14 protein-coding genes and 1 pseudogene are annotated in these 17,696 nt (G+C 73.7%); 5 read left to right on the top strand and 10 right to left on the bottom strand.

All coding sequences use genetic code 11. The features are described from left to right. Positions 1 to 97, top strand: a pseudogene (locus ACWDD9_RS16670) (ABC transporter ATP-binding protein); the annotation flags it as partial. A gap of 62 nt (positions 98 to 159) precedes the next feature. After that, positions 160 to 2,721 (top strand): ABC transporter permease, encoded by a 2,562-nt coding sequence (locus tag ACWDD9_RS16665; RefSeq protein ID WP_387967649.1) that lies wholly within the window; start codon positions 160 to 162, stop codon positions 2,719 to 2,721. Between the two features lie 139 nt (positions 2,722 to 2,860). Here ACWDD9_RS16665 and ACWDD9_RS16660 read toward each other — a convergent pair whose 3' ends face one another. The 5 genes from ACWDD9_RS16660 to ACWDD9_RS16640 form a co-directional block, all read right to left on the bottom strand. Beyond that, positions 2,861 to 3,472, bottom strand: a complete 612-nt coding sequence (locus tag ACWDD9_RS16660; protein ID WP_158077734.1) for a DUF4232 domain-containing protein — start codon at positions 3,470 to 3,472, stop codon at positions 2,861 to 2,863. Between the two features lie 252 nt (positions 3,473 to 3,724). Next, positions 3,725 to 4,573, bottom strand: a complete 849-nt coding sequence (efeU, locus tag ACWDD9_RS16655; protein ID WP_387824206.1) for an iron uptake transporter permease EfeU — start codon at positions 4,571 to 4,573, stop codon at positions 3,725 to 3,727. A gap of 48 nt (positions 4,574 to 4,621) precedes the next feature. Next, a complete protein-coding gene (gene efeB / locus ACWDD9_RS16650; RefSeq protein WP_049655800.1) occupies positions 4,622 to 5,923 on the bottom strand; it encodes an iron uptake transporter deferrochelatase/peroxidase subunit in 1,302 nt (433 codons plus the stop codon). A 114-nt stretch (positions 5,924 to 6,037) separates the two neighbouring features. Next, positions 6,038 to 7,186: an iron uptake system protein EfeO gene (efeO, locus tag ACWDD9_RS16645; RefSeq protein WP_387967647.1), complete on the bottom strand. Its 1,149-nt coding sequence runs from the start codon at positions 7,184 to 7,186 to the stop codon at positions 6,038 to 6,040. A 194-nt stretch (positions 7,187 to 7,380) separates the two neighbouring features. Next, entirely contained in the window at positions 7,381 to 8,205 is an 825-nt protein-coding gene (locus ACWDD9_RS16640) for an ABC transporter ATP-binding protein (protein WP_049655803.1), read from the bottom strand. A 202-nt stretch (positions 8,206 to 8,407) separates the two neighbouring features. On the opposite strand from ACWDD9_RS16640, the gene ACWDD9_RS16635 reads away from it, so the two are divergent. After that, positions 8,408 to 10,507, top strand: coding sequence for an AMP-binding protein (locus ACWDD9_RS16635; RefSeq protein WP_387967644.1), 2,100 nt, complete (start codon positions 8,408 to 8,410; stop codon positions 10,505 to 10,507). A gap of 75 nt (positions 10,508 to 10,582) precedes the next feature. On the opposite strand, the gene ACWDD9_RS16630 is transcribed toward ACWDD9_RS16635, so the two are convergent. After that, positions 10,583 to 11,911: a hypothetical protein gene (locus tag ACWDD9_RS16630; RefSeq protein ID WP_387967642.1), complete on the bottom strand. Its 1,329-nt coding sequence runs from the start codon at positions 11,909 to 11,911 to the stop codon at positions 10,583 to 10,585. Between the two features lie 100 nt (positions 11,912 to 12,011). Further along, positions 12,012 to 12,413: a GNAT family N-acetyltransferase gene (locus ACWDD9_RS16625; protein WP_049659195.1), complete on the bottom strand. Its 402-nt coding sequence runs from the start codon at positions 12,411 to 12,413 to the stop codon at positions 12,012 to 12,014. Positions 12,414 to 12,572: 159 nt separating this feature from the next. Here ACWDD9_RS16625 and ACWDD9_RS16620 point away from each other — a divergent pair, with 159 nt between their 5' ends. Beyond that, on the top strand, positions 12,573 to 14,165 hold the full coding sequence (locus tag ACWDD9_RS16620) for a M4 family metallopeptidase (RefSeq protein WP_053112463.1): 1,593 nt from the start codon (positions 12,573 to 12,575) through the stop codon (positions 14,163 to 14,165). 10 nt (positions 14,166 to 14,175) lie between these two features. On the opposite strand, the gene ACWDD9_RS16615 is transcribed toward ACWDD9_RS16620, so the two are convergent. Genes ACWDD9_RS16615 through ACWDD9_RS16605 form a run of 3 tightly spaced genes read right to left on the bottom strand, consistent with a single transcriptional unit; the run spans position 14,176 to position 16,528 of the window. Further along, positions 14,176 to 15,207, bottom strand: coding sequence for a hypothetical protein (locus ACWDD9_RS16615; protein ID WP_449811913.1), 1,032 nt, complete (start codon positions 15,205 to 15,207; stop codon positions 14,176 to 14,178). Positions 15,208 to 15,222: 15 nt separating this feature from the next. Further along, a complete protein-coding gene (locus ACWDD9_RS16610) occupies positions 15,223 to 15,618 on the bottom strand; it encodes a hypothetical protein (RefSeq protein ID WP_449811912.1) in 396 nt (131 codons plus the stop codon). Positions 15,619 to 15,628: 10 nt separating this feature from the next. Then, positions 15,629 to 16,528 (bottom strand): glycerophosphodiester phosphodiesterase, encoded by a 900-nt coding sequence (locus tag ACWDD9_RS16605; RefSeq protein ID WP_449811911.1) that lies wholly within the window; start codon positions 16,526 to 16,528, stop codon positions 15,629 to 15,631. A 181-nt stretch (positions 16,529 to 16,709) separates the two neighbouring features. On the opposite strand from ACWDD9_RS16605, the gene ACWDD9_RS16600 reads away from it, so the two are divergent. Beyond that, positions 16,710 to 17,678, top strand: coding sequence for an oxidoreductase (locus ACWDD9_RS16600; RefSeq protein ID WP_449811910.1), 969 nt, complete (start codon positions 16,710 to 16,712; stop codon positions 17,676 to 17,678). The last annotated feature ends 18 nt before the right edge of the window (positions 17,679 to 17,696 follow it).

Below are 17,696 nucleotides of genomic sequence, written 5' to 3'. Positions count from 1 at the left end.
CGCCGACGGCCGCATCGTCGACGAACTCCACCAGCCCACCGCCGACACCGTCCTGGACCGCATGCGCCGCTTCGACGCCAAGGGCCGCACCAGCTGATCCGGCCCACCGAGGCCCGAAGCCACCCGTCCCCCGAGTACCCCCAGGACTGACACTCCCTCATGTTCCGCACCGCACTGCGCAATGTGCTCGCCCACAAGGGCCGGCTGCTGATGACGGTACTGGCCGTCATGCTCGGCACCGCCTTCGTGTCCGGCACGCTGGTCTTCTCCGACACCTTCGGCAACGCGCTGAGGACCCAGAACTCCAAGAGCTACACCGACGTCGCCGTCACGGTCGCCGACCGCGAGGCCCGCAACCTCAGCGACGACGACGGCGGCCGGATCGCCGGCCCGACCCTCACCGAGGAGACCCGTGCCAAGGTCGCCGCGGTGCCCGGCGTCGCCGAGGTCCGCGGCGTGGTCAGCGGCTTCGCCGGCATCGCCGACACCAAGGGCGCGCTGATCGGCAACGGCTTCTCCACCACCGGCACCAACTACGTGCCGGGCGCCGACGGCACCGACCCGCGCTACCCGCTGGTCGAGGGCCGCGGCCCGAAGGACGCCACCGAGATCGCGCTGGACCGCAAGACCGCCGACAAGGGCGGCTACAAGGTCGGCGACACCGTCCGGGTCGCGGTCAACGGCCCGGTGATGAAGCTCAAGCTCACCGGCACCCTGACCACCAACGACCCGCGCGTGGTGGCCGGCGGCTCGCTCGCCGCCTTCGACACCGCCACCGCCCAGCAGCTCTACCTGACCCCGGGCCGCTACGCCGAGCTGGACGTCAGGTCCAAGCCGGGCACCGACGACGCCGCGCTGCTCACCGCCGTCAAGCAGGCCGTCCCGCAGGGCGACTCCATCGAGGCGAAGACCGGCCGCGAACTCGCCGCCGAGCAGGACGAGATGATCAGGAAGGGCACCACCGTCCTGACCACCGTCCTGATGGGCTTCGCGGGCATCGCGCTGTTCGTCGGCATCTTCATCATCGCCAACACCTTCACCATGCTGGTCGCCCAGCGCACCAAGGAGCTGGCGCTGCTGCGCGCCGTCGGCGCCACCCGCCGCCAGATCACCCGCTCGGTGCTGATCGAGGCCGTGCTGGTCGGCCTGACCGCCGCGGTGACCGGTCTGCTGGCGGGCATCGGCATCGCCGCCGGACTCAAGTCGCTGCTCAACGGCCCGATGGACGCCAACCTGCCGGACGGCCCGCTGATCATCGCCCCGACCACGGTGGCCACCGCGCTCGCGGTCGGCGTGCTGGTGACGGTGCTGGCCGCCTGGCTGCCCGCCCGCCGGGCCTCCCGGATCGCCCCGGTGGCGGCGATGAGCTCGGCCGAGCAGCCCGCGACCCAGAAGGGCCTGCGGATCCGCAACACCATCGGCCTGCTGTTCTCCCTGGCCGGCCTCGCCGCGCTGGCCGGCGGTGTGGCCGGCAAGGAGGTCAAGCTGGTCGGCCTCGGCGCCGGCACGCTGCTGATCGGCGTGTTCGTGCTGACCCCGCTGCTGTCCCGGCCGCTGATCGCGCTGTTCGCCCCGCTGCTGCGCGCCGTGTACGGCGCCCCGGGCAAGCTGGCCCAGGAGAACGCGGTCCGCAACCCGCGCCGCACCGCCGCGACCGCCTCGGCGCTGACCATCGGCGTCACCCTGATCACCTCGCTGACGGTGATCGGCGCCTCGGTGAACCAGGCCGTGGACAAGGCCGCCGAGACCGACCTCAAGGCCGACTACACGGTCGCGATGCAGAACTTCTCGAAGCTCTCCCCCGAGGTCGCCGCCCAGATCGCCAAGGCACCCGGCGTCAGCGTGATCAGCGCCGAGCGCAGCGTCACCGTCAAGACGGGGCAGAACGGCGAGGACAGCGAGTGGATGACCGCGGTGGACGCCGCGACCATCGACCAGGTGGCCACCGTCAAGGTCAAGGAGGGCTCCCCGGACGCCCTCAAGCAGGGCAGGCTGCTGGTCAGTTCGGGCCGCGCCGAGCGCGCCGGCTACAAGGTCGGCGACACCCTCGCCGTCACCTACCCGGACGGCGCCAAGGGCTCGCTGACCGTCGGCGGCATCCTGGAGGCCAACACCGCGCTGGCCTCGGTCATCGTCCCGGAGGCCGTGGTCGCCCCGCACCTGGCACCCGCCACCGGCCTGGAGAAGGTCCTGGTCAAGGGCACCAACGGCGCGACCGAGGAGCTGAAGCAGGCGCTGCGCGACGCGACCGGCGGCAACCCGCTGATCGCGGTCAAGGGCGCGAAGGAGATCAAGGCGGAGAACCGCCAGATGATCACCGGCATCCTGAACATGATGTACGGGCTGCTCGGCATGTCCGTGGTCATCGCGGTGCTCGGCGTGGTCAACACCATGGCGATGTCGGTGTTCGAGCGCCGCCGGGAGATCGGCATGCTGCGGGCGATCGGCCTGGACCGGCTCGGCATCCGCCGGATGGTCCGGCTGGAGTCGCTGCTAATCGCGCTGTTCGGCGGGCTGGTGGGTGTCGGACTCGGCATCCTGGTCGCCTGGGCGGGTGTGCGCACGCTGGCGGACAGCCTCAAGGACATCACCACCGTGGTGCCGCCGGTGCAGACCGTCGGCTTCCTGCTCGCGGCCGCCGTGATCGGCCTGCTGGCCGCGCTCTGGCCGGCCCACCGGGCGGCGAAGCTGGACATCCTGGACTCGATCAAGAGCCAGTAGTCCGGGCCCGGAACGGACGGAGCCCCCGGGGCGGTTCGGAAGAACCGGCCCGGGGGCTCCGTCGTGTCATCAGGCGAGCATCATCAGGTGGACATCGTCAACCGGACAGCATCAGGTGAACCGGATCGGGTGAACCGGATCAGTTGAACAGCACCTTCTCGTTGTTCGGCTGCAGGGTGCCGGTGGTCAGCCCGGCGGCCGAGACCAGCAGCTGGCCGGCCGGCTTGCCGTCGGTGCCCAGCACCTCGGCGTTGACCGCCGTGGTCTCGTCCGGCGCGGTGACCTGGAGGCCGGTGAGCACGTGGCAGGTCGCGTCCGACTTGTCGCAGGCGCTCCACTTGAGGCCCGCGTAGCCGGACTTGTTGGGCTTCAGGGTGACCAGCACCGCGGGCCCGGGGTGCGACTCGCGGTTGGCCGCCAGCGCGTCCGCGCTGTTGTCGGCCTTCAGTCCGCCGAAGCCCGGGTAGCCGTACAGGGTGCAGTTGTGGCTGCTCTTGTTCTTGATCGTCAGCATCGCCGAGCCCGCGCCCTTGAGCTGCACGGTGGCGGTGATGTCGTCGCTCTTGCAGCGCGAACCGGCCGCCTGGCCGGCCATCGGGTCACCCGGGACGGTGGCCCCGGCGGCGCTCGCCTTCGGGTCGCCCGGCTTGTCGTCGGTGTACTTCACGTCGTCGCACGCGGTCAGCAACACGGTCGCCGCGAGGGCGGCGACACCGGCGGCGACTAACCTGGCAGGCCTGCGAACGGTCATGTTCCCCCCATGTGTGGGTAATGGCATGGTGCTGTCACCCTAAGTACGAAGGTGGTGGCGCAACGGTTCCACTGGGACTGCAGTTTGTCAGAGCTGACCGTTTTCGTCGTCTTCCTGACTGGTTCCGACCGCTCCTGGCGAGAACTGGCTCCGCTCATACGAAACCGCCCCGACCGGCGGGTGCCGGACGGGGCGGTACGGGTGGAGCGGGGTGGAGCGGGTGCTACGGGTGGAACAGGCCGAACGGCCGGATCAGGCGGCCGGCTTGGCGGCCACCGGCTGGGCGGGCTTCTTGCTCCTGCCGCCGCCGAGGACGTTGAAGAACACCGCCAGGGTCGGGACCAGGTAGAGCAGCCAGACCACCAGCTGCAGCACCGTCGGGTCCGGCTGGAAGTTGAACACGCCCTTCAGCAGGGTGCCGTACCAGCTGTCCTTGGGGATGGTGCTGGAGATGTCGAAGGCCGTGTTGTGCAGGCCGGGCAGCCAGCCGGCCTCCTGGAGGTCGTGCACGCCGTAGGCGAGGACGCCGGCCGCGACCACGACCAGCATCGCGCCGGTCCAGGTGAAGAACTTGGCCAGGTTGATCTTCAGCGCGCCCCGGTAGAACAGCCAGCCGAGCACCACCGAGGTGAGCAGGCCGAGCGCGGCGCCGATCAGCGGGTTCCAGCCGTCGCCGGTGGCCTGGACGGCGGTCCAGATGAACAGGGACGTCTCCAGGCCCTCGCGGCCGACGGCCAGGAAGGCGGTGACCACCAGGGCGGTGGTGCCCATCGCGATCGCCGCGTCCAGCTTGCCGTGCAGCTCGGTCTTCAGGTGCCGGGCGGTGCGCCGCATCCAGAAGACCATCCAGGTCACCAGGCCGACCGAGATGATCGACAGCGAGCCGCCGAGCGCCTCCTGGGCCTCGAAGGTGAGCTGCGAGGAGCCGAACTGGAGCACCGCGCCGAAGGCCATGGAGAGTGCCACGGCCGAGCCGACGCCGATCCACACCGGCGGCAGCCGGTCCTTGCGGCCGGTCTTGACCAGGTAGGCGATCAGGATGCAGACGACCAGGCTGGCTTCGAGGCCTTCGCGCAGGCCGATCAGGTAGTTGCCGAACACGCGGGCTCCTGGGGGGTGTCGAGATGGTACGGGAGAACAGGAGGGGTGTCAGCCGAAGAGGGCCTGGCCCCACCACTCCCCCGGCTTGCGCACGCCCGCCGGGCAGGCGAAGTGGGCGGAGCCGACGTGCTGGATGTACTCGTTGAGCTTGTCGCTCGCCGCGAGCTTCTGCTGGAGCGGGACGAAGGCCTTGCGGGTGTCGCGCTGGTAGGCGAGGAAGAACAGCCCGGCGTCCAGGCGGCCGAGACCGTCGGTGCCGTCGGTGAAGGAGAAGCCGCGGCGCAGGATCATCAGGCCGCTGTTGGCGTCCGGGTGGGCGAGGGCGACGTGCGAGGTCGCGGGCATCGCCGCGAGGTCCGGCGCGTCGTGCTCCTTGCCCTTGCCGTACGGGGCGCCCTCGCCCTTGGTGCGGCCGAAGGTGTCCTCCTGGTCCTTCAGCGAGGCGCGGTCCCAGGTCTCGATGTGCATCCGGATCCGCCGGGCGACCAGGTAGGAGCCGCCGGTCATCCACTCCGGGCCGTCGCCGGGGGCGGCCCAGACGTGGTCGGCCAGCTTCGCGCCGTCGGTGCCCGCGATGTTGTGGGTGCCGTCCTTGAACCCCATCAGGTTGCGCGGGGTCTGCTCGTCCGGGGTGGTCGAGGAGGTCTTGCCGAAGCCGAGCTGCGACCAGCGGATGTTGACGGTGCCCATGCCGATCCGGGCCAGGTTGCGGATCGCGTGCACGGCGACCTGCGGGTCGTCGGCACAGGCCTGGACGCAGAGGTCGCCGCCGCTGCGGGTCGGATCGAGCTTGTCGCCCTTGAAGTTCGGCAGGTCGATCAGGCCCTCGGGGCGCTTGGCCTGGAGGCCGAAGCGGTCGACGCCGTCCTTCTCGAACAGGCTCGGCCCGAAGCCGATGGTCAGGGTGAGCCGGGAGGCGGGCAGGCCGAGGGCCTCGCCGGTGTCGTCCGGCGGCGCCTCCGGCGAGCCGGGCACCGCGCCGGTGCCGACCTCGCGGCCGCCGGTCATCGCGGCGGCCGCCTTGGTCCACTCCTTGAGCAGCTTGACCAGGGACTCCCGGGTGGCCTTCTCGGAGACGTCGAAGGCGGCGAAGTGCAGCCGGTCCTGGACCGGGGTGGAGATGCCCGCCTGGTGCTCGCCGTAGAACGGCACCTCGGCGCCGACGGGGGCGGCGACCGGGACGGCGTCGTCCTGCCGGGTGGCCGCGGCGACCGAGCCGACGGCGGCGGCGCCGAGCGCGACGCCCGCGCCGGCCCAGCCGATGACGGCGCGTCGGCTGACCGCGCCCCTGGTCCCGGTGGCGTCGGCGGCGGCCGGCGTCCCGTTCTGCTGCTCGTTCTCCGCGTCCATCGGCGGGCGGGCCCTTCTACTGTGCTGGACTTCTGCGCTGACCCGCGGAGGCCGTGGGGCCCGGATCGCGGGCCGCCACGGCGTCGGCGGAGTACTTCGGGGTGGGGTGGCCGGTTACTTGACGACCACGGCGGCGGCCAGCTTCGACAGCGGCTCGCCCAGCGAGTTGACCGCGTCGGAGAAGGCCTTGCGCTCGGCCTCGGTGACCTTGTCGTAGGAGGTGAAGGTGCCGTCGGCCTGCTTGTACTTGGCCAGCAGGGTGTTGATGGCGGCGAACTCGGAGTCCAGCGTCTTGGCCAGCTCCGCGTCCTTCTCGGAGGCGACCGGCTTCAGCAGCTCGTAGGCCTTCTGCGCGCCCTCGACGTTGGCCTGGAAGTCGGCCAGGTCGGTGTGGCTGTAGCGGTCCTCCTCACCGGTGATCTTGTTGGTGGCGACCTCGTCCAGCAGCTCCTTGGCGCCGTTGGCCATGCTGGTCGCGGTGATCTCCGCCTCGGGGATCTTCTTCTGCCAGTCCTTGAGGTCGGCGACCAGCTGGTCGGCGAGCTTCTTCTCGTCGTCGCCGATCTTCGCGTCGGCCCAGAGCGACTTCTCCAGCTTGTGCCAGCCGGTCCAGGCCTGGCCCGGCTCCAGCTTGTCCTCGCGGGTGTCGGTCTTCGGGTCGACGTCGCCGAAGCTCTCGGCGACCGGCTCGGTGCGCTCCCAGCCGGTGCGCGAGGGCGCGTACAGCGACTTGGCCTTCTCCAGGTCGTCCGCCTTGATCGCGGCGGCGAAGGCCTCGACGGCCGGGATGGTGGCGTCGGCCTGCTCCTGGGCGTACTTCCGGTAGGAGTCGACGGCGGCGGCCAGGCGCGGGTCGGCCGGCGCGGCGCTGCCGCCCTCGCCGGTGACGGTGATCTTCTGGCGGATGCCGTTGCCGACCATGCCGGGCTTGCAGGCGATCTCGTACGAGCCGGCCTTGATCTCGGCGTTGATGCTCGCCTTGGTGCCGGGGCCGATGTTCTCGCGCTCGGTGACGATCTTGTCGCCGTCGCCGTAGACGTAGACCTCGGTGGTCTTGGAGCCCTTGTTGCTGATGTCCAGGACGACGTGGCCGGCCGGGAAGGTGGTCTTGGAGACCTCGCAGGCGGTGTCGGTCGCGTTCACCTTGACCGCGTCGGAGCCGCCGGCCTTGTCGTCCTTCTTGGACGCGCAGCCGGCCAGGGCTGCGGTCGCCACGGCGAGGGTGAGCAGCGCGGCTGCGGTGGAACGGCGACGGGCGGACATGCGGGCTCCAACGGGAAAGGGCATGGGTGTGCCAAGGCAGTGCGGCCGGCCGGGGACCAGCAGACCATCATTAGCTAAGGCATACCTTACGTAAAGACGATTTTCCGTCTACACCCACCCCCTGAACCGTTACCGTCCCGGTGTCCGGCGGGCGGCCGTCCTGCCCGGCAGGCCGCCACCGTCCCGGCCGGCGGCTACCGTCCCGGTGTCCGGCGGGCCGCGGCCCGGGCCGTCCAGCGGCCCTCGTGCCGGCTGATCCGGATCGGGTGGCCGAAGGTCTCGCTGATCAGCTCCGTGGTCATCACCTCGTCCACCGGCCCGGCCGCCACACACTCGCCGCCGCGCAGCAGCAGGGCGTGGGTGGTGCTCTCCGGCAGCTCCTCCAGGTGGTGGGTGACCAGCACGCTGGCCAGCTCCGGGTGCTGGTGGCGCAGCAGGTCCAGGCTGTCCAGCAGCAGCTCCCGGGCGGTCAGGTCGAGCCCGGTGGCGGGCTCGTCGAGCAGCAGCAGCCGGGGACTGGGCATCAGCGCGCGGGCGATCAGGGCCCGGCCGCGCTCGCCCTGGGAGAGCGTCGTCCACGCGGCCTCGGCCATCGCGCGCATGCCGAGCGTGTCGATCAGCTGCTCGGCCCGCTCCAGCGCCTCCGGGGCCGGCTTGCGGTGGAACTCCGGCTCGATCGTGTTGGTGTAGCCGGTGAGCACCACCTCGCGCACGCTCAGCGGCGAGCGCAGCGGGTGGCGCGGGTTGACGTGCCCGAGGTGGGCGCGCAGCTCGCGGACGTCCACCCGGCCGAGCCGGCGGCCGAGCACGTCCACCTCGCCGCGGGTGGGGTGGGAGACGGCGCCGAGCAGCGCGAGCAGGGTGGACTTGCCGGCGCCGTTGGGGCCGAGCAGCGCCCAGTGCTCGCCGGGCCGGATCTCCAGGGTGATCCCGCGCAGCAGGTGGCGGCCGTCGCGCACGACGTCCACGTCGCGGGTGCGCAGCACCGGCCCGGCGAAGTCGGGGGCGGATGAGTTCATGGGACTCCGATCACGGTGCCGGGCAGGGTGCGGGCGGGGCGCCGCACGGGACGGTCCGGCGCCGTCCGTCCGCGTGCAGAGTACAACCGTCGAGTCGCGGGAGGTCGGGGCGTCCGAGGGGTGGACGCGCCAGAACCCTGTCGCCCGGCGGGAGTTGGGAGGAGGATGGTGCCCTTTCCGAGGGGGGACGAGGGGGGACTCGATGACCGCGGACGGGGAACGGGCCGCCGGCACGCTGCATGGGCTGGTCGAGGAACGGGCCCGCCGGGCGCCGGCCGCGGTGGCCGTGCGCTGCGGCGGGCAGGAGCTCACGTACGGGGAGCTGGTGGAGCGGGCCGGGCGGCTGGCCGCCGTGCTGGCGGAGCACGGCCTGGCCCCGGGCGGCCGGGCGGCGGTCGCGCTGGGCCGGGGCACCGAGGTGTACGTGGCGCTGCTGGCCGTGCTGACGGCGGGCGCGGCGTTCGTGCCGCTGGAGCCCACCGCGCCGGACGCGCTGCTGCGGCACGTGCTGGCGGACGCCGCACCGGACGTGGTGGTCACCGAGGAGCGCCACCGGGTCCGGCTGGCGGACGCTGGCGGGGCGCCGCTGGTCTGCGTCGACACGGCCGCCCCCGCGCGGGCCCCCTTCGAGCCGCCCGAGGTCACCGCCGCCGACCTCGCCTGCGTCTTCTACACCTCCGGCTCCACCGGCCTGCCCCTCGGCGCGCTGATCGAGCACCGCAACCTGCTGGCCGCGTACGAGGGCTGGCGCGAGGTGTACGGGCTCACCGCCGAGGACCGGATCCTGCAGACCGCGAGCCTGGAGTTCGACGTCTTCACCGCCGACTGGGTCCGGGCCCTCGGCACCGGCGCGACCCTGGTCGTCACCCCGTTCAACCTCACCCTGGACCGCGCCGCCGACCTCGGCGCGCTGCCCGCCCTGGTCGCCGCCGAGCGGATCACCGTCCTGGAGCTGAACGTCCGCACCGCGCGCCGGCTGACCGCCCTGCTGACGCGGACCGGCGGCAGGCTGCCCGGGGTGCGGCTGCTCACCGTGGGCGCCGAGAAGTGGTACCTGGACGAGCAGTTGGGCCTGCAGCGGCTGCTCGGCGGGGAGGCGAGGGTGCTGAACGTCTACGGGCTGGCCGAGGCCACCGTGGACAGCACCTGGTTCGACGCCCGGGGCACCGCGGCCGCCGAGGGCGCCGAACGGGTCTCGCTGGTCGGCCGGCCCTTCCCCGGCACCCGCGTGTACGTGCTGGGCCCGAACGGCACCCCCGCCAAGCAGGGCATGACGGGGGAGGTCGCGATCGCCGGCGCCGGCCTGGCCCGCGGCTACCTGAACCGGCCGGCGGACACCGCCCGCCGCTTCGTCCGCGCGGACTTCGACCCGGACGGCCGGGTGCTGCTGACCGGCGACCTCGGGGTGCTGCGGGCGGACGGCGTGCTGGAGTTCACCGCCCGGGCCGCGACCGTGGTCGGCCCGCTCGGCGCGGAGCGGCCGACCGGCGTGCTGGCGCGGGTGCGGGCGGCGGTCCACGCGGAGGGCGCGCTGCGCGGGCACCCGGCGGTGCGGGAGGCGGCCGTCGTCTACGTGGAGCCGGTACCGGGGCGGCGGCGGCTGGTCGGCTACGCGGTGACCGATCCGGCCGTGTACGGGGCGGACGGCTGGTCGCTCTCCCAGTACCTGGAGAGGAAGCTCAGGGGCCGCCCGGTGCCCGCCGCCGTCGTCACACTGCGCGAGCTGCCGCGCACCCGGGCGGGCAAGCTGGACCGCGCGGCACTGCCGCTGCCGGCCCCGCCGGAGCACGCCGCCCCGCGCTCCGCCAAGGCGGGCGGGCGGAGCGGCGGCAAGGGCGGCGGCAAGGCCGGGGGCCGGCGTTCCGGGGACGCGGGCTTCACCGGCGGCTGCGCGGCGGTGGTCTGCGTCCTGGTGTTCGCCTTCGCGGCCTGGGCGATGACCTTCGCGCTCTTCCCCGGCTCGACCGACCTCACGGGAGTCCCCTCCCCGTACCGCGGCTTCTTCCAGCTGCTGTACCTCTGCGAGAACCTGGCCTTCGGCGCCGGGATCGTCTACCTCACCATCGGTTTCGAGGCCGTCCTGCGGCTGGGCAGGCCGTTCGGGCTGTCGGTGCTGACCCATCTGGCGATCGCCTGGCTGCTGGTCAACTGGTGGCCGCAGGACAACCTCTACCGGCTCACCAGGGCCACCGACTGGCCGCGCGAGACGGCGATGGTGTTCGCGTTCAACGTCCCGCTGATGCTCGCGGCGCTGGTGCTGGTGCGCTTCGTGCTCTGGCGGCCGCCGGCCGGGAAGGAGTGACGGGACCCCGGCGGCGGCTCAGGCGGGTCCGACCCCGCCGGCGGCTGCTCAGGCGCGCCCGACGTCGCCGGCGGCTCAGCGCAGCGCCTCGAACATCCGGGCCAGCCCGTGGTTCGCGGCGGCGACCAGCGCCTCGGCCGCGTCCAGCGACTCGGTGTCCGGCCCGGCCAGGGCGAGGCCGACGAAGGGCTCCGGCTCGCGGGAGGCGGTCGGGATCAGCGGCAGCAGGGTGACGCCGAGCCGGGCGCAGCGCGGCCGCAGCCGTTCCAGGTGGTCGTGCAGCGCGGCCTGGTCGAGCCGGGCGCCGAGCGGCATCGCGTCCAGGGTGCGGACCAGGTGGCCGGGGCCGCACACCGCGTCAAGGCGGGCGCGCAGCATGAGGGCGACGGCCGGCCCGGTGAGCCGCAGGTTGATCTCGGTGGGGGCGAGCCGGCGCTCCCGGTCGGTGACGAAGTCGACGTCGTACCAGCCCCGGTAGCCCTCGGCGGCCAGCCGCTCCCCCACCGCCACGGCGAACCGGCGGGCGGTGTCGGCGGCGTCCCTCGGCACCGCGCCGGGGCCGACGGTGACGCCCTGGTAGCGGGTGCCGGCCACCTCCATGGCGCCCGCGCCGACCGGGTGGACGGTACCGTCCGGGCCGACCAGGGCGTCCTGGGTGAGGTCGCGGAGCCGGGCGGACGGGCCGGCGTCGACGTACTCCTCCAGCAGCAACTCCCCGTCGGTGGGCAGGAGTTCGGTGCGGACCAGGCGCCGCAGCAGGGCCCGGCCGCCGCCCGCGGCGAACAGTTCGGCGGGCTCCACCACGACGGTGCCGTAGCCGCCGACGCCGTACGGGCTCTTCAGCACCGTGGTCAGGCCCCGGACGGCGCGGGCGGTCAGCCGGCGGGCCGCCCGGCGCCGGCCGCCCGGGCGCTCCTGGTGCGGCACCCGGATGCCGGGGTGCCCGGGGGCGAGGGCGGTGAACAGGTCGTGCGCGGCGGCCTTGGACTCGTAGCGGCGGACGGCGGCCAGCTCGGGCCCCTCGCCCTGCGCGGCCGTCCGGCCCCACCCCACCACCGGACGGCCGGAGTCGGCGATCCGGGCCGCCAGGGCGGGACGGTCCGCGAGGGCCTCGGCCACCGTGCGGTCCGGTGCCACGCCGCCGTGCACCTCGACCGGGCCCCAGGCCAACTCCCGGGCCAGCCAGTCGGTCCACTCCGGGGCGACCTCGGCGGGCAGCACCAGCAGCGCCGGTTCGGGGCTGTAGCAGGCGGCCAGGCAGGCGTAGTGGTGGGCGTGCCGCAGCCGTCGCAGGCGCTGCGCAGGATCCATGCCGGGGGCGAAGAACTGCGCGTTGAAGTCCGCGACGTCGCCCACGTGGACCGCCGCCCGGCCGCCGGTCCAGGCCCCCACCCATCCGTCCATGGGGCGGAAGCGTAGAGCCTCGGCGGGCCGGCCGCCCAGTGTCGGAGCACCGGAGGTCCGGCGGCCCGATGTCGGAGCATCGGAGGCCGGCGGCAAGGTGTCAGAGCGCCAGCAGCCCGGCGTCGGTGGGGCGCAGGCCGCAGGCGTCGAGGTAGAAGGGGCGCAGGTGCGGCTCGAAGTCGACGTGCAGCCAGGCGCAGCCGGCCGCGCGGGCGCCGTCGGCGGCCTCCGCGACCAGCCGGGTGGCGACGCCCTGCCGTCGGGTGTCCGGGGAGACCGCGGTGTCGAGCAGGAAGGCGTGGGCGCCGCCGTCCCAGGCGAGGTTGACGAAGCCGAGCAGGGCGCCGTCGGCGGTGCGGCGGGCGGTGACCCAGCCGAGGCTGTGCCGTTCCAGCCGGGCGAGCCGGCCGCCGGGTTCCACGGGGTGGCCGAAGGCCTCGGCGTGCAGGGCGTCGAGTTCGGGATCGGTGAGCGGGCCGCGCCACAGGTAGTCGATCGTCACGACGGCACTGTAGAGCCCTTGTTAACTTCCGATCATTTTTTATCGACCAAGGACACGACTTGGCAAAGTTATGACCTTTCCTCTAGCTCAATCTGACTGACCCCCGTCAATCTCGGTCGCAGCTCCTTTCCCTGCACAGCTACCCCCACTGGAGTCCGAGTGATCCCCACGTCCTCCTCCCGCCGTGCCCGCGTGGCCGCGGCCTTCGTGGTCGTCGCCGCCCTCGCCGGCGCCACCGTCCCGGCCGCCACCGCCTCCGCCGCCCCCGGCATGCGCGAGGCCGCGATATCCCAGGCCCGCGCCAACGTCGCCCACAACGCGGGGGTGTTCGGCTTCGGCGCCGGCCAGGACCTCGTGCTCAAGGACGTCGTGGTCGACGCCGACGGTGCCACCCACGTCCGCTTCGACCGGACCTTCCAGGGCCTGCCGGTGGTCGGCGGCGACCTGGTCGTCCACCAGGACGCCAAGGGCCGCCTCAAGGACTCCTCCCGCGCGGCCGCCCACGACGCCGCCGTGAAGTCGACCGTCCCCAAGGTGACCGCGCAGTCCGGCGCGGCCGGCGCGCTGGCCGCCGCCCCGGGCGTCAAGGACGCCGTCAGCAGCCCCGAGCTGGTCGTCTGGGCCGCCGACGGCACCCCCCGGCTGGCCTGGCGCACCACCGTCGAGGGCACCGGCGAGCACGGCCAGCCAGCAGGCAAGGTGGTCGTCACCGACGCCACCACGGGCGAGCAGATCGAGTCCTACGACGCCGAGCACCAGGCGGCCGGCACCGGGAACTCCGAGTACACCGGCACGGTCACCATCGACACCACCGCCGCGAACGGCGGCTACACCCTGACCGACCCGGTCCGCGGCCACGTCACCAAGGACGCCAACAACGTCGCCGCGAGCTCGCTCAAGGCCTCCTCCGGCACCGCGATCACCAGCACCACCAACGTCTGGGGCGACGGAAAGAAGTTCTCCTCCGACCGCACCACCGCCGCCGTCGACGCCCACGCCAACACCGCCTGGACGTACGACTACTACAAGAACGTCCACGGCCGCAGCGGCATCAAGAACGACGGCAAGGGCGCCACCGTCTTCGTCCACGTCGGCACCAACTGGGACAACGCCCAGTGGTCCGACACCTGCTTCTGCATGATGACCGGCGACGGCGACGGCACCACCGACCCGGAGCAGGTGGACCTCGACACCATGGGCCACGAGATGACCCACGGCGTCACCAGCGCCACCGCCAACCTGCGCTACAGCGGCGAGTCCGGCGGCCTCAACGAGTCCACCAGCGACATCTTCGGCACCATGGTCGAGTGGTACGCCAACAACAGCGTCGACAAGGGCGACTACCTGTTCAGCGACCAGTCCACCCCGCCGTGGCTGCGCCGCTTCGACAAGCCCTCGCTGGACGGCCGCTCGGCCGACTGCTGGAGCAGCGGCGTCGGCAAGCTCGACGTCCACTACTCCTCGGGCGTCGGCAACCACTGGTTCTACCTGGCCAGCGAGGGCAGCGGCACCAAGACCGTCAACGGCGTCACCTACACCAGCCCGACCTGCAACAACTCCACGCTGGCCGGTATCGGCAACGCCAAGGTCGCCAAGATCTGGTACCGCGCGCTGACCGTCTACATGACCTCCACCACCACCTACAAGGGCGCCCGCTCCGCCTCCCTGAACGCGGCCCGCGACCTGTACGGCGCCGGCAGCGCCGAGTACAACGCGGTCGCGGCGGCCTGGAGCGGCGTCAACGTCAACTGACGTACGGTGCCTAGTGGTCGAAGCCCACGTGGCAGTGGTCGTGGTGGGTGTCGTCGGTGAAGAACTGGTTGCCGACGCCGCCCGGGACCGCCACCGGGCCGCCCACGTTGTACGAACCGGCGGCGGCCGCGTCCCGCATGAAGGACTCGACCAGCTGCCGGGACGTACCCGGGTCCACCACCGCCAGGCCGTCGATCCGCCAGACGTCGAAGGCCCGGCCCAGCGGATGGTCGCTGGGCCGGGTCGTCCCGAAGACGTCCAGCGGGTGGCCGGTCCGCACCACGCTCACCGAGAGCGTGTACGGGCCGGCCAGCCGCAGCATCGCCTCCAGCACGCTGTCGTGGACCGTGCCGCCGCGCAGGTCGGCGGCGGCCTCCGGCGGCAGCTCGATCCGGGGCTCGGCCAGCACCCGGGCCACCGCGGGCGACGGCGCGGCGGCCGCCGGGCCCGCGACCCCCGGACGCAGGTCGGTGACGGTCCAGCGCGGCTCGGCCCGGCCCAGCCGGACGTCCACCGTGGTGCCGCCCTCGGCCACCGAGCCGTCCGGGCCGCGGGTCCACTGGCGGCACACCACCAGCACGCTCGCCGAGTCGTCGAGGATGCCGCCGTACTGGGCGACCACCACCTCCAGGCTCGCCTCCGACGCCGCCGGGGCCAACGGACCGGCGGCATCGGCCAGCGCGGGCGGCAGGCCGAGCGCCGCCACCCGGGCCCGGGCCGCCTCCACCCCCTGCCCGCCGGGCGGCCAGGCGCCGAGCGCGGCGACCAGCTCGACGGCGCGGCGCTTGACGTCGGGCTGGATCTCGCCGGGGCCGGGCTGCCAGAGGGGCGGGCGGGGCAGCGGGGTGACCGTGGGCGTGGGCGTTTCGGGCGCGGGTGTTGCGGTCGGTGTTCCCGGCGTCGTCGTGATCGGACTCGGCCCGGACGCCCCCGGCCTGCTCCCGCCCGTACACCCCGCCGCACCCAGCGCCAGCGCCGCCGCCGCGCCCGCCCGCAGCACCCCGCGCCGGTCCGAGCCCCGGCCACCGTCTCCACCCGTCATGCCGTCAGTATGCGGCTACGGCAGCTCCGGGGGCCGCAGGCCGTAACCGCCCTCCTCGGTCCGCACGATCCAGTCGGGCTCGCCGAGCTTCGCCCGCAGCAGCGCCATCGGGTACCTCAGCTCGTGGGGGTGGAGCGACGCGTCGTAGACCTTCCACAGGATCCTGTCCGGCGCGTGCACGCCCTCGCCCAGCTCGATCAGGCCGCGCAGCAGCTTGACGTCCGAGCGGCGGAGCCGGACCTCACGGCCGTCCACGGTGACGACCTGGGTGTCCAGGTCGATGACGAGGCGCCCGTCGAAGGCGGTCAGCGAGCCCTGCGGCTCCAGGACCACGCCGAGATGCCGGCGGATCCAGTCCGCCCCGGCCTGTTCGTCCACCGGCCGGGCGCCCGCCGCGTTCTCCTGCTCCACGCCCGGCAGCCTAACCGGCGGCGCCCGGCGCCGACCAGGCCGCGCTCCAACCGGCCAGCTCGGCCGGGCGGTTGGTGATGATCCCGTCCACGCCCGCCGCCGCGAGCACCTGCCAGCGGGCGGGCCGGTCGACCGTCCAGACGTTCACCGCCACCCCGGCGGCGTGCAGCTCCCCGACCACGCCGGGGCGGGCGGACAGCGCGTCGTCCGCGAGGTTGTAGGCGGACAGGCCGAGGTCGCGGGCGACCGCCACCGGGTCGGCGTCCGGGGTGGAGCGCAGCAGGCCGAGCGGCAGCTCGGGAGCCAGCTCGCGGGTGTGGCGCAGGGCGTCCACCTCGAAGCTCTGGACGAGGACCCGGTCGGCCATGCCGTGGTCGCGCACCTCCTGGACGATCCGGGCGACCTCGTCGCGGCTGTGCGGGCCCTTGATCTCCAGCAGCAGCCTGCCGCCGCGGGTGCGCAGGTCCTCCAGCTGGGCGGCCAGGGTCGGCAGCCGGGTGCCCGCGTAGGCGGGGGCGAACCAGGAGCCGGCGTCCAGCGCGTCCAGCTGGGCGGCGGTCAGCTCGCGGATCCGGCCGGTGCCGTCGGTGGTGCGGTCCACCGTGTCGTCGTGCAGCACGTACGGGACGCCGTCCCTGCTGGGCTGGACGTCGTCCTCGATCCACTCGGCGCCGGCCCGCCGGGCCACCTCGTCGGAGACCAGGGTGTTCTCGGGCGCGGCGGAGGAGGCGCCGCGGTGCGCGTACACGGTCGGCGGCGCACCGGCCGGGCGCAGCCGGGCGGCGGACGGTCGTGCCGGTGCCCCGGTGAGCGCGACGGCGCCGAGGGCGGCCCCGAGCAGCGCGGCGGCGAGGACGGCCTGTCGGGTGCGGGAGTGCCGGGGGTGCCGGGGGTGCCGTTGGGGTGTCATGTCCCGCACGCTACGGTCGGCGGGACGCGCCCTCGCCGCCGACACCGGTGCGCCCGGCCGACATGACGACGGACGGCGGAACGCCCGGCCACCCCTCCCCCAACGCGGCCCCCGCCCCCATCTTCATGGACAAGTTCGAATCACTGGCGGTCAGGCCGGTTCAGTAGCGATCATGACCGGCATGACGTCCGACAGCACCGCCACCGCCACCGCCACCGCCACCGCAGCCACCACCGCAGCCGCCGCCGGCACCTGGAAGCTCGGCGACCGCACCGTCCACCGGATCGGCTTCGGCACGATGCGCCTGCCGCAGACCGGCCCGGCACTCGTCCCGCACGCCGTCCCGCGCGACCGTGAGCAGGCGCTGCGGGTGCTGCGCCGCGCGGTCGAGCTGGGCGTCAACCACATCGACACGGCGGCCTTCTACTTCTCCCCGCTGCGCTCCGCCAACGAGCTGATCAACCGGGCGCTCGCGCCGTACGCCGACGACCTGGTGATCGCCACCAAGGTCGGCCCCGGCCGCGGCATCGACGGCGAGTGGGTCGAGCACGCCCGCACCCCCGCGCGGCTGCGCGCCCAGGTCGAGCAGAACCTGCGCCAGCTCGGCCGCGACCACCTCGACCTGGTGAACCTGCGCATCCTCGGCACCGACTCGGTCGCCGAACGCTTCGGCGCGCTGGCCGAGTTGCGCGAGGCCGGGCTGATCCGGCAGCTGGGCCTGTCCAACGTCCACCCGCACCAGCTCGCCGAGGCTCAGGCCATCGCGCCGGTGGTCTGCGTGCAGAACCCGTACGGCATCGGCGCCACGCCGGAGCAGGACGAGCTGCTGCGGATCTGCGGGGAGCGGGGCATCGCCTTCGTCCCCTTCTACGCGATCGCCGGGGCCGGGCGGCAGGACGGCGCCGGGGAGGCCGAGCCCGCCCAGGTCCGGGCGGTGGCCGAGGCACGCGGGGCGAGCACCGCCCAGGTCCGGCTGGCCTGGACGCTGCACCGCGGCCCGCACGTGCTGGCCATCCCGGGCACCGGCGACGTGGCGCACCTGGAGGAGAACATCGCCGCCGGGGCGCTGCGGCTGTCGGCGGAGGAGCTGGCGCTGCTGGACGAGGCCCACGCGGGCCGGGCCCACGCGGACGTGGCCTCCACGGGCTGAGCCGGAACCGGGCGCGGC

Source organism: Kitasatospora sp. NPDC001119, from assembly GCF_053598475.1.
This window is presented reverse-complemented; position numbering and strand designations above follow the sequence as displayed.

Coding starts and splice junctions, on each gene's coding strand:
- ACWDD9_RS16600 (WP_449811910.1), top strand. CDS start 16,710: ATGACGTCCGACAGCACCGCCACCGCCACCGCCACCGCCACCGCAGCC.
- ACWDD9_RS16630 (WP_387967642.1), bottom strand. CDS start 11,911: ATGGACGGATGGGTGGGGGCCTGGACCGGCGGCCGGGCGGCGGTCCAC.
- ACWDD9_RS16635 (WP_387967644.1), top strand. CDS start 8,408: ATGACCGCGGACGGGGAACGGGCCGCCGGCACGCTGCATGGGCTGGTC.
- ACWDD9_RS16640 (WP_049655803.1), bottom strand. CDS start 8,205: ATGAACTCATCCGCCCCCGACTTCGCCGGGCCGGTGCTGCGCACCCGC.
- ACWDD9_RS16660 (WP_158077734.1), bottom strand. CDS start 3,472: ATGACCGTTCGCAGGCCTGCCAGGTTAGTCGCCGCCGGTGTCGCCGCC.
- efeO (WP_387967647.1), bottom strand. CDS start 7,186: ATGTCCGCCCGTCGCCGTTCCACCGCAGCCGCGCTGCTCACCCTCGCC.
- ACWDD9_RS16605 (WP_449811911.1), bottom strand. CDS start 16,528: ATGACACCCCAACGGCACCCCCGGCACCCCCGGCACTCCCGCACCCGA.
- ACWDD9_RS16665 (WP_387967649.1), top strand. CDS start 160: ATGTTCCGCACCGCACTGCGCAATGTGCTCGCCCACAAGGGCCGGCTG.
- efeB (WP_049655800.1), bottom strand. CDS start 5,923: ATGGACGCGGAGAACGAGCAGCAGAACGGGACGCCGGCCGCCGCCGAC.
- ACWDD9_RS16615 (WP_449811913.1), bottom strand. CDS start 15,207: ATGACGGGTGGAGACGGTGGCCGGGGCTCGGACCGGCGCGGGGTGCTG.